Here is a 14934-nt window from a genome sequence, read left to right as displayed (position 1 = left end):
ATGAGTCAAGCCCTCATGAAATATGTGGTGGTTATGTGATCCGGCGCATGCTCTTATTTAGACAAAGAGATCTAAATTTTGAGATATTGTTGTACATCTTGTTTTTGTGACGTTCTTGTCGTTTTATTTGAATTTTAAATTGTTTATTTTCAATTGGTTGAGCCTGGAGCCCCTGAATGAGAGGGCCGCGGGTACAGGCCGGGAGAGGTCTATCAGTGATCTATAAATCGGTGGCAGACCGGCTGCGTATCCGGGTCAATGGCGCGGATTGCCGGGTAGGAGACGTATTGCCGAGCGAGAAAATGCTGGCGAGCCAGTTCGGAGTGTCACGCATGACGGTGCGCAAGGCAGTGGACATGCTGATCGAATGGGGGCTGGTGGCGCGGCGCCACGGCAGCGGCACCTATGTGACCAAGAAGGATGTCCAGCATGAGACCAAGGGGCTGAGCGGCTTTACCGAGCTGATGCGCGATCAGGGTCGTCTGCTCACCAGCAAGGTGCTGGAGTTTCGTACCATGCCGGCCCCACCGGCGATTGCCAGCCAGCTCAGGGTCAAGGTAAACGAACCCGTCTATTTCTCCAGCCGGGTGCGTTCTGTGGACGGTCGGGCCCTGCTGGTGGAGGAGAGCTACATGCCGGTGCGGCTGTTTCGCACCCTGTCGGTGGCCCATCTGGAGGGCTCCAAGTTTGCCTATATCGAGAACGAGTGCCAGCTCCCCATCGCTGGCAACTACGAGAGCTTCAGCGCCGTGCTGGCCGACTGGCAGATGGCCGAGCTGCTGCATATCGAGCAGGGGGCGCCCATCCTGCGGCTGACCTCCCTCTCGTATGGCGAGAACGGGGAATTTCTCAACTACTCCATCATGTTTCGCAACGCCAACGACTATCACGTCGACTACCACCTGCGCCGTGCCCGCGACTGACCCCGCCGCCGATGGACCATGCCGTTGCCCCTGTCACAGCACTGGCACCACGAAACCACCCCCTCGTCACCGAGGGGGTTTTTGTTTGTGGGGGTTAAGTCATTGCATCAGGCCTTGAGGCCGAGCCGTCTGGCGAGCCGGTGCAGGTTGCCGCCGTCCATCTCCAGCGCTCGGGCGGTGGCGGCCCAGTTGCCGTGCTGGGCTGCCAGGGTCTGCTCGATCAGCCGGAGCTGGAAGGCATCGGTAGCCGTGCGCAGTCCAATGCCAGCCGTCATCTGCTGCGCTGCCTGTTCCACAGGAATGCGGCTGGATGAGGAGGCGCTGCCGGTGGCAAGGTTGAAGTGGTGGCAATCCAGCGCCGGGGCCTGACTGCCCTGCTCGGCCCGCGCCAGCACGGCGGCTCTGTGGATGGCGTGCTCCAGCTCCCGCACGTTGCCCGGCCAGTCGTAGCTGGCGAGCAGTTGCAGCGCCCTGGGCTCGATGCGCAGCCGCTCCAGCCCCAGGCTGACCCGGCAGCGTTCGCAAAAATAACCAGCCAGCAGGGGGATGTCGTCCGGCCGCTCCCGCAGGGCGGGGGCGTGGATCGGGAAGACGCTCAGGCGGTGGTAGAGATCGCTTCGAAATTGCCCCTCGACCACAGCCTGTTTCAGATCCCGGTTGGTGGCGGCCAGGATACGCACGTTCACTTTGAGGGGGGTGTCGTCACCGATGCGCTGCAGATCGCCGTATTGCAGCACCCGCAGCAGCTTGGCCTGCAGCGACAGGGAGAGTTCGCCGATCTCGTCCAGAAACAGGGTGCCCTTGTCGGCCAGCTCGAACTTACCCGCCCGGTTGTGAATGGCGCCGGTGAAAGCCCCCTTCACGTGGCCGAACAGCTCGCTCTCCGCCACCGATTCCGGCAGGGCGGCGCAGTTGAGATAGACCAGTGGCGCGCTGGCACGGGGTGAACCCTGATGCACCGCCTTGGCGATCAGCTCCTTGCCGACTCCCGTCTCCCCCAGGATCAGTACGTTCAGCTCGGAGCTCGCCACCACGGCTATCTCGTGGCGCAACCGGTCCATGGCGGGGGAGCGGCCAATCATCTCGGGCTGGCCCGGCCCATTCTGGGTGGAGGGGGCGAGGGGTTCGCTGCTCTGGCGGGCGAGCCGTTCCAGCAACAGGGCGTTGCTGAGGGCGGCGGCGGCCAGGGCGCCCACCAGTCGCAGCTCCTCGTCGCTGATGCCGTCGAACTGGGTCGGGTTCATGCCATCTATGGTCAGGGCGCCGATGAGCGTCTGATCCGAAAACAGTGGCAGGCCAACGCAGGCGTGCACCCTGAAGTCGTCGTGATCCGGGATCAGGCCGTCATAGGGGTCGGGCAGGTTGCTGTCGGCGGGGAAGCGCACCACGTCGCCGGCACGGGCGATGGCCTCCATGCGCGGATGGTCCGCCAGCGCGAAGCGGCGGCCCAGCACGTCCTGCATCAGACCGTCGATGGCCAGCGGTATGAACTGGCCCCCCTCGTAGCGCAGCAGGGCCGAGGCGTCCGAGTGCAGCAGGCTGCGCACGCTCTGGATCAGACGGTGGAACCTGTCCTGATGGGAGATGCCGAGTTGCAGGTCGAGGGCGATGCGCGCCAGGCTGTCGGTTGAAATCACGAGAATTGTCCAAATGACAGTGTCTTTGTGTTTTTGACTATGAGTGGTAGTTGTCTAAATGACAATGACTGAAATACGTTTTCTATAAAAACAATGAGTTATGAGTTGGCACGTCAACTGCAATGGTCCGTTCAGTTGCACATTCGCTATTGCATTCTGAGGAACAACTTGATGACCATTCACGTCAAAAACAACATTCACTGGGTCGGCCAACGGGACTGGGAGGTGCGCGACTTTCACGGCACCGAGTACAAGACCCACAAGGGCACCAGCTACAACAGCTATCTCATCCGCGAAGGCAAGAATGTGCTGATCGATACTGTCGATCACAAGTTCAGCCGCGAGTTCGTGCAGAATCTGGCGGCGGAGATCGATCTCGCCTCCATCGACGTTATCGTGATCAACCACGCCGAGGAGGATCATGCCGGTGCTCTGACCGAGCTGATGGCCCGCATCCCGGGCACCCCCATCTACTGCACCCACAACGCCATCGACTCCATCACGGGTCACCATCATCATCCAGAGTGGAATTTCCACCCGGTGAAAACCGGCGACAGCCTGGATATCGGCAACGGCAAGCAGCTGGTGTTTATCGAGACCCCCATGCTGCACTGGCCCGACAGCATGATGACCTACATGACGGAGGATGCGGTGCTCTTCTCCAATGACGCCTTCGGTCAGCACTACTGCGACGAGCACCTGTTCAACGATGAGGTGGATCAGGTTGAGCTGATGGAGCAGTGCCAGCGCTACTACGCCAACATACTGACCCCCTTCAGCCCGCTGGTGACAGCCAAGATCAAGGAGGTGCTGGGCTTCAACCTGCCGGTGAGCATGGTGGCTACCTCCCACGGCATCGTCTGGCGTGACGATCCCACCCAGATCATCCTGAAATACCTGGAGTGGGCCGACCACTACCAGGAGGATCGCATCACCCTCTTCTACGACTCCATGTCCAACAACACCCGCATGATGGCCGATGCCATTGCCCAGGGCATCCACGAGGTGGACCCTGGGGTGGCGGTGAAAATCTACAACGTGGCGCGCCACGACAAGAACGAGATCCTGACCCAGGTGTTCCGCTCCAAGGGGGTGCTGGTGGGCTCCTCCACCATGAACAACGTCATGATGCCCAAGGTGGCGGGCATGCTGGAGGAGATCACCGGCCTGCGCTTTAGAAACAAGCGGGCTTCGGCCTTCGGCAGCTACGGCTGGACCGGCGGTGCCGTTGACCGGATCCAGACCCGGTTGATGGACGCGGGTTTCGATATCAGCATCTCCCTCAAGGCCAAGTGGCGCCCCGACGGATCGGCGCTGGCCCTGTGCCGCGAGCACGGTCGCCAGCTCGCCCGCCAGTGGGCATTGCACCCGCTCGAGGCGCCCCGTCCGATCACCACAACTAGCGCCGCAGCGGCTCCGGTAGTTGAGGCAGGAGTTGTGGTTGAGATGAGTGTCCCCGCTTTTTCTGGCGCGATGGAGATCCCGGCATCTCGCGGTGCCGCCCAGACCACCTGCGAGCAGGACGATGACCAGCCCATGCTCTGCACCGTCTGCCAGTGGATCTATGACCCGGCCCTCGGTGAGCCGGATCAGCTGGTGGCGCCGGGTACCCCCTGGGCCCGGGTCCCAGACAGCTTCCTCTGCCCCGGCTGCGGCATCGGCAAGGAGGTATTCGAGCCCTGCGCGGTGGAGGCCTGTGTATGAAGGCTGCGACTCTGAGTGAGGCCGGTGTCAGCCGGGAGATATTGGTGATAGGCAGTGGCTTCGCTGCCCAGCAACTCGTCAAGAGCCTGCGCAAGCTGGATGCCGAGCAACCCATCCGCCTCATCACGGCCGACAGCGGCGACGAGTACAACAAGCCGGATCTCAGCCACGTGGTGAGCCGGGGCTGCGCCGCAGCGGCCATGACCCGGCTGAGCGGCAGCGACTTTGCCGAGCAGCAGCGCATCGCGTTGGTGCCCTATTGCCCCGTGCTTGGCATCGATCCCGCTCGTCGTATTGTGATGACCGGGCAGGGGGAGTTTGCCTATGGTCAGCTGGTGCTGGCCACTGGCGCCAGCGCGGCCCGCCCGGCCATACCGGGCGGTGAGCAGCTGGTGACCCTCAACAGCCTGCAGGAGTACGCCGCCGCCGAGGGGCTAATCCAGCAGGCCCGCCGCATCATGGTGCTGGGGGCGGGACTGATTGGTTGCGAGCTGGCGATGGACATGGCGAGCGATGGTCGCGAGGTCACTCTGGTGGATCTGGCCGACAGCCCGCTCAGCGCCCTGTTGCCGGCAGTGCTGAGTCAGCCACTGCAGCAGGCACTGCGCAGTCAGGGGGTCAGCCTGCAGTTCGGGCTGGGCATCGCCAGGATAGATGCCCAGCCCGGCGACGGCTGGCGGGTGACCCTGACCGATGGCTGCACCAGCGAGCAGGATCTGGTGATCGCCGCCATCGGCCTGCGGCCGAATCTGGTACTGGCACAAGCCGCCGGGATCGCGGTCGAGCGCGGCATCCTGGTCGACGACAGCTTGCAAACCAGCGCTCCCCATATCTTCGCACTGGGTGATTGCGCCCAGTGGCGGGGACAGCTGCTCCCCTTCCTGCAACCCATAGTGCTGGGGGCCAATGCGCTGGCGCGCACCCTGCTTGGCACGCCGACCCCACTGACCCTGCCGCCCATGCTGGTGAAGGTGAAGACCCCGCGTTACCCCTTGCAGCTGGCGGGCCGCACCAAGGGCGAGGATCTCGCCTGGCAGTGCCGCTGGAACAGCCATGGCCTGGTGGCCGAGGCACACGGCGAGGATGGCGAGCTGTGCGGCTTCGTGGTGGGGGGCGATCAGATGAGCGCCGCCTTCCCGCTGCTGCGCCAGTTGCCCCGTTGATTCATTGATAACACCAGGCCGGGTTGACCCGGCCACTTGAGGAGAATTGCTATGTCCATGCAACTTATTCCGTCTCACTGGGTGGTGCGTCGTTCCACTCCCTTCTTTACCCGCGAGAATGTGCCCCAGGCCCTGCTCAGCCACCACAATACGGCGGCCGGGGTGTTCGGCCAGCTCTGCGTGATGGCGGGCACAGTCACCTACCACGGTTTTGCCGACGAGCAGGCCGAGGAGCCTGAGATAAGCCTGGTGATCCGGGCCGGGGAGTTTGCCACCAGCCCGCCCCAGTACTGGCACAGGGTCGAGCTGTCGGAAGATGCCCGCTTCAACATCCACTTCTGGGCCGAGCAGGCAGAATCCGATCAGCCCCTGTTCAACAGCCGAAAAGGGTGAGATCGGGTGGGGGCCAATCCGGGTGAATGGCCCCTCTGCCCATGCAGATCAAAATAATCAATTCAGATGTTGGTTACTCTGTGCCCCTGAGTCGAATGAGTGCTGTGGGGGAAGAATGAGTGTGATTGAAGCCGTGACCCTGGCCTGTGGCCTGGTCTATCTGGTCCTGTTGCAATGGCAGGCCGGGCCCGGCTGGTCATGGCGCCTCTCCATCGGCTTGCTGCTCGTTGGCTGGCTGGTGGCGGCGGATTTCACCCTCTGGCTCGCACTGGGGCTGGTGGTTGGTACCCTCAGCCTGTTTCATCGCTACAAGCCGCTACCGATGCCAAGCAAGATCAACAGCCAGCCGCTGCGGGAGTGGATCCGCCATCTGCTGCTGCTCTGCTGGGGGTTGGTGACTGTGCAGTATGGCCTGCATATCTGGCAGCTGGGGCAGGGGATGAGCCCCTGGCTGGTGCGTCCGGACGTGGTCGACAGCTTCCTTCCCATCGCCGGTGGGCTCGGGCTGCGGGCCTGGCTCAGTCAGGGCATAGTGGATCCCCATCATCCGGCGGCGACCGTCACTGTGCTGGTGCTCTGCCTGTCGGCCCTGCTGCTGGGGCGGGCGTTCTGTGCCTGGTTCTGCCCGATCGGGCTGGTGGGTGAGTGGCTGCATCGCCTGCGCAGCCGATTGATGGCGGGGGAGTGGACGCCGCCGCGCTGGCTCGATGCCGTGCTGCGTTCCCAGAAATTCCTGGTGCTCGGCTTTTTGCTCTTCATCATACTGCTGGCGGTGCCCGCTGCCGCCCTGCCCGGCTATCTCGCCAGTCCCTATCATCAGGCGGCGGACATGAAGATGGGCGCCTTTTTCTTCAATTTGAACCTCATCTCCGGCCTCTGTCTGGGCTGGGTACTGCTGCTCACAACCCTCTTTCGGCAGGGCTTCTGCCGCTATCTCTGCCCCTACGGCGCCTGGCTCGCCCTGCTGGGCTTGTTGACCCCGCTGCGCATTCGCCGCGACCCGGCCCGCTGCCTGCGCAGCGCTGGCCATGACTGCGACAAGTGCAGCCGGGCCTGCCCGTCCCGCATTCAGGTACATCAGCTGATCGCGGTGCGCAGTCTGGAGTGCAGCAGCTGCCTGAGCTGTGTCGCCGCCTGCCCCAAACGGGCCGATGCGTTGCACCTTGGCAGCAAAACGAGCAGGCTCACTCCTCGCTGGCTGCTGGGTATGCTCTGCCTGCTGTTGTTGATACTGCCGCTGCTATCCTACGGCCTGCTGGATATCTGGGTCAGCCAGACACCGCTGGCGGTGCGGGCTCAGCTGCTGCAGCTGTTGCCCCAACTGGCTCATTGAGCACAGATGAGTCAGTGGCAGGTGCTCCTCTGAGGGGGTTGCCGGGCTGTCTGAGGATGCATCCGCATTTGATACCTGAGGGGTAGCAGGGTAAAGTCCCTTCCCCGACATGATGGCCCTGCTGCCATGTCGTGCCGGCAGCTAGCCCTGGTCGCACCTTGCTCCGCTTTCGAAGCAGCAAGCACCGGGCGCCGGCAGCAAGATGAGCGCGATCTACCATGACAACCGGCGTAGCAAATGCAACGGTCCGCGGTCGCGATCAGATCCACAATCGTCTTTGGAGAAGTAAATGGGACAGAAACCATCTTTGGTGGGCGGGGCATGCATCATTGCCGGCGTCTGTGTGGGGGCTGGCATGCTGGGCTTGCCGAGTGCCGGGGCGGGCGCCTGGACCATCTGGTCCATCCTGGCCATTACCCTGACCATGGTAGTGATGACGGTCTCCGGCTGGATGCTGCTGGAATCCTATCAAGGCTATCCGCTGCGCGTGTCGTTCGATACCGTGACCCGGGAGTTGCTGGGAGAGAAGGTCAACGCCCTCAACAACATCACCGTCTATTTCGTCGGTGGCATACTGCTTTATGCCTACATCACCTCGGCCGGTCTCATCATAGATGGGATGACGGGGATCGGCAGCCACTGGGCCTCAGTTCTGTTCACCCTGGGCTTCTCCGGCCTGGTGTGGCACTCGACCCGGGCTGTGGATCGCATCTCGGTCGTGCTGGTCATCGCCATGGGGCTGAGCTTCGTGTTCGGCATCTCGGGTCTTTCCCTCAACATCAAGCCGACCCTGTTGTTCGATACCCTGAGCGAGCACGCCAGCTATGCACCCTATGCGCTTGCCATGCTGCCAGTGGCACTGACCTCGTTCGGTTATCACCACTCTGTCTCCTCCATGCGCGCCTATTACGGTGAGGAGCGCCGCGCCCGTTACGCCATTCTCGGTGGTACCGCCATAGCGCTGCTGTTCTACCTGATCTGGCTGGTGAGCGTGTTCGGCAACCTGCCGCGCAGCGAGTTCGGGCCCGTGGTGGCGCAGGGCGGCAACGTCGACGTGCTGCTCAAGGCCTTGGCTTCGGTGATCGAGTCGGAGGCCGTCTCCAACGCCCTCAACCTCTTCTCCATGGCCGCCATCCTCTCCTCCTTTATTGGTGTGGGTTTGGGTGTGTTCGACTATCTGGCGGATCTGTTCAAGTTCGACAACAGTCCCAAGGGCCGCGCCAAGTCATGGGGCGTGACTTTCCTGCCACCGCTGCTGCTCTCCCTGCTGTTCCCGTTCGGCTTCCTGATGGCCATCGGCTATGCAGGCGCAGTGGCGACCCTCTGGACCTGCATCATACCGGCCCTGCTGGCCTGGAAGGTGCGCGCCGGCAAGAGCGAGCAAGGCGGCAAAGGCGATGGCTTCCGCGCGCCGGGCGGCCTGCCGATGATAGTGGGGGTCTTGCTGTTCGGTGTGCTGACCGCCCTCTTCCATCTGCTCAATATGGCGGGTCTGCTGCCTGTCTATACCGGCTGATCAAGCCTGGCCAGCCCCGCTTTTACTTGTGGGGGGATCAACAAAGCGGCGCCTTCGGGCGCCGTTTTGGTATAAGGCCCGTGCCCCAGTCTTTCCCTGCATCCTGCCCATGCGCCAAACAAGGGCACACTTCGCTCGCCATCGAAGCGTTGCCGCTGCATCCCCCTTAATCTGCTGATTCTTATCGCAAAGGAGAGGCAAGGATGTACGATATTCACGTGATGTTGCCCGATAACCCGGGCTCGCTGGGGCAGTTTGGTCTCTTGATGGGACGTGCAGGCGTCAGCCTGGAAGGCGGGGGCATGTTTACTGCGGGTGGCGCAGGTCATGCCCATTTTCTGGTTGAGAATGGTGCCAGGGCGGCCCGAGCCGCAGAGCAGGCAGGTCTGGAGGTGGTCGCCGTACGTGAAGTGCTGGTGCGCCGTCTGAAACAGGAAGTGCCGGGTCAGCTTGGCGCCATTTGCAGCGCCTTGGGGGATGCATCGGTCAACATCATCATCCTGTACAGTGACCATGCCAACCAGCTGATACTGGTGACGGATGATATCGACAAGGCCCGCACTGTCACGGCCGAGTGGCAATAGCAACGACGAGCAGAGCGTAGCGATATGAGCGAACAGGACACCCTTGAACAAGGTTTGGCACAGGTGGCGGCCGCCATTGCCGACAGTAGTCGCGCCCGCATGCTGTGCGCCCTGATGGATGGCCGTGCCTGGACGGCCACCGAGCTGAGCACTGTGGCCGAGGTGTCGGCATCCACTGCCAGCAGTCATCTTGCCATGCTCCAGCAGCAGGGGCTGACGGCCTGTGTCCGGCAGGGCAAGTATCGCTACTACCGCATCGCGAATCATGAGGTGGCGAGGGTGGTGGAGCAGTTGATGGGGCTGGTAGAGCAAGGTTCACTTCGTAGCAAGACCCCGGCGCGCCTGCGCTTTGCCCGCACCTGTTTTGACCATCTGGCGGGCGAGCTGGGAGTGCGACTCCATGACAGCCTGATTGCCCGAGGTTGGCTGGACGCCAGCAGTTATGCCCTGACTCCTGAGGGGGAGCACCATTTCGCGCAGCTTGGGGTCGATTGCCAGCCGAGTGGCAAGCGCCACTTTGCTTGTCACTGTCTCGACTGGAGCGAGAGGCGCATGCATCTGGGAGGCGAGCTGGGAACCCGGCTGCTTGCCCATCTTTTGGACAAGGGGTGGCTGGTGCGAGGACTGGGCAGTCGTGAGCTGATCCTGACCGCCCGGGGCCAGCGGTTGCTGCAACAGCAGTTCGGGGTCGTGCCACCGTAGTCTGCCATTCAGCTGGTTTGGACTATAGTTTGGTTCTCTTTGGAGCCTGACTAGGAGATGGCTATGGCATGGACTATCGATGATTCTCAACCCCGGATCCTCTACAACAAGGACAAGCATGTTGCTGTGACCCCGTCGGCCATGAGCAAGTATCACGAATGGCGGCGGGAGATCGAGCGCGGCTCGGATCCCAAGAATGCCGCCGGCAAGGTTGGCGATATGCACTATGAGCAGCTTAGCGGCAACAACAAGGGGGTCTACACGATCCGGCTCAGTCAGGAGCACAGGGTCGCCTTTACCATCAATGGCACCCTGCAGCAGGTCAAGGTGATCAGCATTGGCGGCCACTTTCCCCCGAGTTGAGTGATCGGACAGACAGCAAAACGGCGCCTTGGGGCGCCGTTTTTTATGATGCTGCGCCGTCTCTGGCCCTACGGCGACCGGCAGGGCTAGTGCCGATAGCGGGCTGCGGTGATGAATTGGCCGAAGGTTTCACACCAGACGATCACGCTGCTGTAGCGGGCTGGATCGATGCTGGCGGGCAGTGGCACGATAAAGTTGTCGAAGGTTTTGACCGGCCCAACGTGCACCATCTGCGCTTTCAGGCGGGAAAAATCCGCCTCGGTTTCGACAAACTCCGGTGATAGATAGAGCTGGTAATCGGGCCCAGGTGCCAGTTGCCCCATCAGGCTGACGGCGTCGGGCCCAATGCTCACCTTGCCTTCCCCCCAGTGCAGCCGGTCGCTGTCTTTGAGATCCCGACGAAAGGTGCCGCTGAAACTGGCCTGCTGCTGGCTGGCCGCTACCGCGTCACTGCTCGGTGCGGGTGGGGCGATCAGTATGGGCAGGGTATAGATGCCGGCGGCAAACCCCAATCCCCCTATCAGCAGATGAGTCGCCAGCAGCAGGGCCAGGGTCTTGCGTTGCATCATGTCTCTCTCCTTGATAAATGGATGACAATGCCGCTAGCAGCGGCATCCCCACAGACGGGTCACGCTGCTCGCCATCATGCTCCCCGGTAAGGTGAGTGATGGGGGGGATTATGATGATCGATGACGGGGCCGCTTGCCTGGCTCACCTCTCCCGCTTTACAGAAGGGCATCAAAGTCCACGGGGGGCAGTATTTCGAAACCGGGTTTGGCAAACAGATAACCCTGCATCAGGTCTATCCCCATCTCCTGCAGACATGCCATTTCATCCCGGGTTTCGATCCCTTCCGCCAGGGGGGTGATGTTCAACTCCTCAAAGAGGGCGAGACAGTGGCGCACAATGGCCTGGCGGACCTTGTCTTTATCGATCCCCCTCAACAGATGCATATCCAGTTTGATGATGTCTGGCAGAAAATCTGCCAGCAGATTGAGACTGGAATACCCGGCGCCAAAGTCATCCATCGCCGTCTTGAAACCGAGTGCCTGGTAGTGATCCACTATGTGGCGAATATGCTGGTTATCCGCCACGCGCTCCACTTCGGTGAACTCGAACATGATCTGCTCGATGGGAAACTGGTGCTCCCGCGCGGCTTGCAAGGTGGTGCGGATGCAGCGCTCCGGACGATAAACCGCATTGGGCAGGAAATTGATACTCAGCATTCCCTGCATCTTGAGTTTGGCCGCCAGTGCAATGGCTTTGATCCGGCAAAGCTGATCAAAGCGGTAGCGATTGTCATCGTTGACCCGTGAAATCACTGAGTGGGCGGGTTCGTTATTGATCCCCCTGACCAGCGCTTCATAGCCAAATATGGTGCGGGTGCGACAGCGGATTATGGGTTGAAAGGCCATGGTGAAATCGAAGCCGAGATCCCCGCTTTCCTGGCACTGCTGGCACGATAGCTGGGGGGGAGCAGAAGGTATGTCCATGCTTTCCTCATACAGGGGGACTGGTGAGCAGGAGCGCGATATCAAGCCTATATCCAGCTTCAAATGATAACAAGCCTGGATGGCGCCCTGAAAACGGTCTGCCAACAGGTGAATTTGCTGCCATTGAACACTAAACGCTATCTGCCGGAAAGAGGCCAGGCCGGTTGCCAGGGTGTGCTCTCTTGCAGTGCTTGTTGTTGATAACGGGCTATGGCGCCTTCCTGTTTCATCTGGCGGATAACAAGCGCCAGCTGGGCCACCAGGGTTTTATGTTTCTCGTGCAGATAAACATATGAGTCAAGGGTATCCATGATGCCTGCGGAGTAGATCCTGGTGCCGGCTTCAGACCTGGTGATCAGCGCGGCTATGGCCTGTCTGGCTACCATGGTTTGCTCAATATAGAGATCGCTGCGCCCCTTGAGCAGTTTGCCCATTCCCTGATCCACAGTGCTGATATCAAACAGCTGGGCGGGCGCCACCACCCTGGACAGTGCCAACTCTGGCAACTTGGCCCCGCGGCGGTACTCCACCCGATAAGAGGTGCCGAGCAGGCTGCTCCACCCCTTGAGCTGAATACCCGGAATGGCGGCATACGCCTCATAGGAGAGGGTGAAGTGGGATTCGGGGACTTTCAGCAGGTGGCGGGTTTGCAGTTGATATTCGGTGGCACGATGTATCTCGCCATCGACCTCGCCACTTTCGGCCATATGGGGGGCTCGCCCGCCCGGGTAACCGGCATAGATGAAGTCGTAGCCAAGGCGCGCAAAGGCATCCTGATAAATCAGCTTCAGCCAGCGGCCGTACATGGACTCCTTGGTATCCAGCGAGCTCACCAGGGTGATGGTGCCTTTGGTCGGTGCGCCCATTACCAATGAAGCGTGCAGCAGGAGCAGCATGGCAGAAAAGAAGAGGCAGAAGCTGGGTCTCTGCAGCATGAATTTCCCTGATGGTCAGCGGCTATTAACAGGAGGTTGCTTTCATCATCCTAGCCCACGGCCGTCGCCGATTCAGATTTTTCGGGGGTGAACCGTGCCTGAAAAAGCGATGAGTGGGCCAGCTATGTTACGCCCGGTCACGGCTCGGCGCGACTGGCGCGATCAGGCTGGCAGGACAGGGAGGGGGAGTGAGTTGTCAAAGGCTGGAACTAGGTGGGTGTCCCAGTGTTGGTCAGCTTTATGTCGTGGTGATCGGGCGAGCGTACCGGCACTCCGGCGCTGGACTCAGGGCCTCCATCGCGGGGAAAATGCCGGCAAGCCTTTTCATCACAAGGGAACACGATGCTGATTATCTTCAGTGGTTTGCCGGGCAGCGGAAAGAGCACCATTGCGCGTGCCTTGGCCCAACAGTTGGGCGCCGTCTATCTGCGCATTGATACCATAGAGCAGGCCATTCGTGATGCTGAACGGACGGGTGAAGAGATGGGACCCGCCGGGTATTTCGTCGCCTATGAGCTGGCCAGAGAGAACCTGAAAATTGGGTCAATCGTCATCACGGATTCCGTTAACCCCATACAGCTCACCCGGGATGCTTACCACGACATCGCCCTCTCGGTCGGGGCTCCCTGTCTCGATATAGAGGTTGTCTGCTCCAATCCGAGTGTGCACCGCGAACGGGTCGAGAACCGGACGGTGGATATCGAGGGGCTGGCATTGCCGGATTGGCAGGCGGTGCTCGACCGCGACTACGAACCCTGGGACAGGGAGCGCCTGATACTGGATAGCGCCACCCTGTCAGTAGACCAGAGCGTGGAGCAGATCATTGCCGCGTTGGCAAAGGAATCGTAGGTTCGATTAGCGCAGCGTAATCGGACGATCGAGAGGCCGTTGCCCCGGTTGTTGCGGTGGGCCAGCGGCAGCCAGCCGGAGGGGGAAATTCGGCTGGCCGTGATAACGAGAGAATCCATTTACGCGAACGTCCGATTACGCCTATCGGCTAATCGAACCTACGAGATCATATTTTTTAGAAAGTAAACCTGCTCAATAATTCAATTTTTTTTGTAATGTAACTGACATCTATTGTGTCATGGAAACGATTACTTATTTGCATTACACGATTTGAATAGTATTTTTCTTGGGCATTTCCACTGCTAATATTGCTGGCGTGGCGGATCTCAATTTCATTTGAGTTCTCACTAGAAAGAGACTCCATATTGAAGTATGAATTCATTAGATTTGCTTCAATGAATGCACATTCGCCCTTGTATTTTTCGAGCCTTTCATCTTTTGGGACAATCTCATAGAGGATATCTATCATACCATTTGGATATTTTTTGCTTTCTAAAGCGTTTTTATATTCACGATGGTGATACTCATGAGCTACGACTAGAAAAGCGGTTAATGCGGGGTAAAGGTGATAGTTAGGTGGGGTTAAGTTTAATACTAGAGTAATTTTTGTAAATAACTGCTCAATGTCTCTTAATGATAGTTTTTTTATCTCTGATAGGAAAGAAATCGTATCCGACAAGTTAACCCAGTCTGTTCTTTCCCCAGAGTGTTTCCCTCTCGCCTGAAAGTACTCTTCCAGCTCTAGATTATGATATAAACCATTAATGAATTTATTTAGATTAGGTTTCGGAAGTTGATACTCAATGTCAATAAATCTCTTAAGGTAACCGATTGACTCAAAACCCTCTCCATAAATAGATTTAAGGAAGGTGCGAATAAGTCACCAAACATAAAAATGCGCCTTTGTAAGTATTTGAATTTAACAAACTAATTTTTTCAGTTTCGTTGTGGAGGGTGCTTATTCGCACCCTCCCTAGAACTCCCATTGTCATAATTTTTAACGCAGCAGGGATGCCTTTTTTTATTAATATTTCACCAGCGCTTTTGGTGAGGCTCCATGCGGGATTATGCTCAACTGAGCCTTTGTGTAGCTGACTATCAATTTCACCCAAAAATGCTAATAATGGATCACCTGCAAAATCAGTGTGCCAGGCACTGAATAATACTGTGCTGCATTGAGCTAATTCTAAGTCAGCTTTTAGCATGTTGATGAAGGTCGTTTTTCCTGTTCCCCAAGGAGCATTAATTGAGAATGTTATAGGGCTAGGGAAGGTGCGAACAAGTCCCTGATATGAGATCATGTTTGTCATCTGGAGCCATGGAACAGGGTTCATCATGA

General features: G+C 59.3%; 16 protein-coding genes. 10 read left to right on the top strand and 6 right to left on the bottom strand.

What is annotated here, in order from left to right; genetic code table 11:
• Positions 1–215: 215 nt before the first annotated feature.
• Positions 216–923, top strand: coding sequence for a GntR family transcriptional regulator (locus tag OKC28_RS17005; protein WP_125609271.1), 708 nt, complete (start codon positions 216–218; stop codon positions 921–923).
• A gap of 107 nt (positions 924–1030) precedes the next feature.
• Here the strand turns inward: OKC28_RS17005 and norR are convergent, their stop codons facing one another.
• Complete coding sequence (gene norR / locus OKC28_RS17000; protein ID WP_256686310.1) at positions 1031–2560, bottom strand: nitric oxide reductase transcriptional regulator NorR; 1530 nt, start codon at positions 2558–2560, stop codon at positions 1031–1033.
• Positions 2561–2731: 171 nt separating this feature from the next.
• Here norR and norV point away from each other — a divergent pair, with 171 nt between their 5' ends.
• The 8 genes from norV to OKC28_RS16960 all read left to right on the top strand — a co-directional run bounded on the left by norV (position 2732) and on the right by OKC28_RS16960 (position 10318).
• Positions 2732–4264 (top strand): anaerobic nitric oxide reductase flavorubredoxin, encoded by a 1533-nt coding sequence (norV, locus tag OKC28_RS16995; RefSeq protein WP_256686308.1) that lies wholly within the window; start codon positions 2732–2734, stop codon positions 4262–4264.
• Positions 4261–5427, top strand: coding sequence for an NADH:flavorubredoxin reductase NorW (gene norW / locus OKC28_RS16990; RefSeq protein WP_256686307.1), 1167 nt, complete (start codon positions 4261–4263; stop codon positions 5425–5427). The genes norV and norW overlap by 4 nt, the downstream gene beginning before the upstream one ends.
• Positions 5428–5478: 51 nt before the next feature.
• Complete coding sequence (locus OKC28_RS16985; RefSeq protein ID WP_256686305.1) at positions 5479–5820, top strand: DUF1971 domain-containing protein; 342 nt, start codon at positions 5479–5481, stop codon at positions 5818–5820.
• A 115-nt stretch (positions 5821–5935) separates the two neighbouring features.
• Entirely contained in the window at positions 5936–7153 is a 1218-nt protein-coding gene (locus OKC28_RS16980; protein WP_256686303.1) for a 4Fe-4S binding protein, read from the top strand.
• A gap of 289 nt (positions 7154–7442) precedes the next feature.
• Positions 7443–8669 carry an aromatic amino acid transporter gene (locus OKC28_RS16975; protein WP_059113627.1) on the top strand — a complete coding sequence of 409 codons (1227 nt, stop codon included), beginning with the start codon at positions 7443–7445 and terminating at the stop codon, positions 8667–8669.
• Between the two features lie 203 nt (positions 8670–8872).
• Positions 8873–9253: an amino acid-binding protein gene (locus OKC28_RS16970; RefSeq protein WP_125601104.1), complete on the top strand. Its 381-nt coding sequence runs from the start codon at positions 8873–8875 to the stop codon at positions 9251–9253.
• A 24-nt stretch (positions 9254–9277) separates the two neighbouring features.
• Positions 9278–9955 carry an ArsR/SmtB family transcription factor gene (locus OKC28_RS16965; RefSeq protein WP_219593158.1) on the top strand — a complete coding sequence of 226 codons (678 nt, stop codon included), beginning with the start codon at positions 9278–9280 and terminating at the stop codon, positions 9953–9955.
• A 63-nt stretch (positions 9956–10018) separates the two neighbouring features.
• Positions 10019–10318, top strand: coding sequence for a hypothetical protein (locus OKC28_RS16960; protein WP_219593157.1), 300 nt, complete (start codon positions 10019–10021; stop codon positions 10316–10318).
• Positions 10319–10404: 86 nt separating this feature from the next.
• Here the strand turns inward: OKC28_RS16960 and OKC28_RS16955 are convergent, their stop codons facing one another.
• From OKC28_RS16955 to OKC28_RS16945, 3 genes are all read right to left on the bottom strand, one after another.
• Positions 10405–10884: a DM13 domain-containing protein gene (locus OKC28_RS16955; protein ID WP_270690531.1), complete on the bottom strand. Its 480-nt coding sequence runs from the start codon at positions 10882–10884 to the stop codon at positions 10405–10407.
• Positions 10885–11043: 159 nt separating this feature from the next.
• Positions 11044–11811, bottom strand: coding sequence for an EAL domain-containing protein (locus tag OKC28_RS16950; RefSeq protein WP_219593156.1), 768 nt, complete (start codon positions 11809–11811; stop codon positions 11044–11046).
• Between the two features lie 137 nt (positions 11812–11948).
• Positions 11949–12746: a hypothetical protein gene (locus OKC28_RS16945; protein ID WP_113721456.1), complete on the bottom strand. Its 798-nt coding sequence runs from the start codon at positions 12744–12746 to the stop codon at positions 11949–11951.
• Between the two features lie 342 nt (positions 12747–13088).
• Here OKC28_RS16945 and OKC28_RS16940 point away from each other — a divergent pair, with 342 nt between their 5' ends.
• Positions 13089–13595 carry an AAA family ATPase gene (locus OKC28_RS16940; RefSeq protein ID WP_270690481.1) on the top strand — a complete coding sequence of 169 codons (507 nt, stop codon included), beginning with the start codon at positions 13089–13091 and terminating at the stop codon, positions 13593–13595.
• A 175-nt stretch (positions 13596–13770) separates the two neighbouring features.
• On the opposite strand, the gene OKC28_RS16935 is transcribed toward OKC28_RS16940, so the two are convergent.
• Together OKC28_RS16935 and OKC28_RS16930 are read right to left on the bottom strand one after the other, a co-directional pair.
• Positions 13771–14274, bottom strand: a complete 504-nt coding sequence (locus OKC28_RS16935) for a hypothetical protein (protein ID WP_270690479.1) — start codon at positions 14272–14274, stop codon at positions 13771–13773.
• 181 nt (positions 14275–14455) lie between these two features.
• Positions 14456–14806, bottom strand: coding sequence for a hypothetical protein (locus OKC28_RS16930; protein ID WP_270690529.1), 351 nt, complete (start codon positions 14804–14806; stop codon positions 14456–14458).
• Positions 14807–14934 lie beyond the last annotated feature (128 nt).

The sequence above is a fragment of the Aeromonas sp. D3 genome (assembly GCF_027705025.1).
Taxonomy (GTDB): Bacteria; Pseudomonadota; Gammaproteobacteria; order Enterobacterales; family Aeromonadaceae; genus Aeromonas; species Aeromonas salmonicida.
This window is presented reverse-complemented; position numbering and strand designations above follow the sequence as displayed.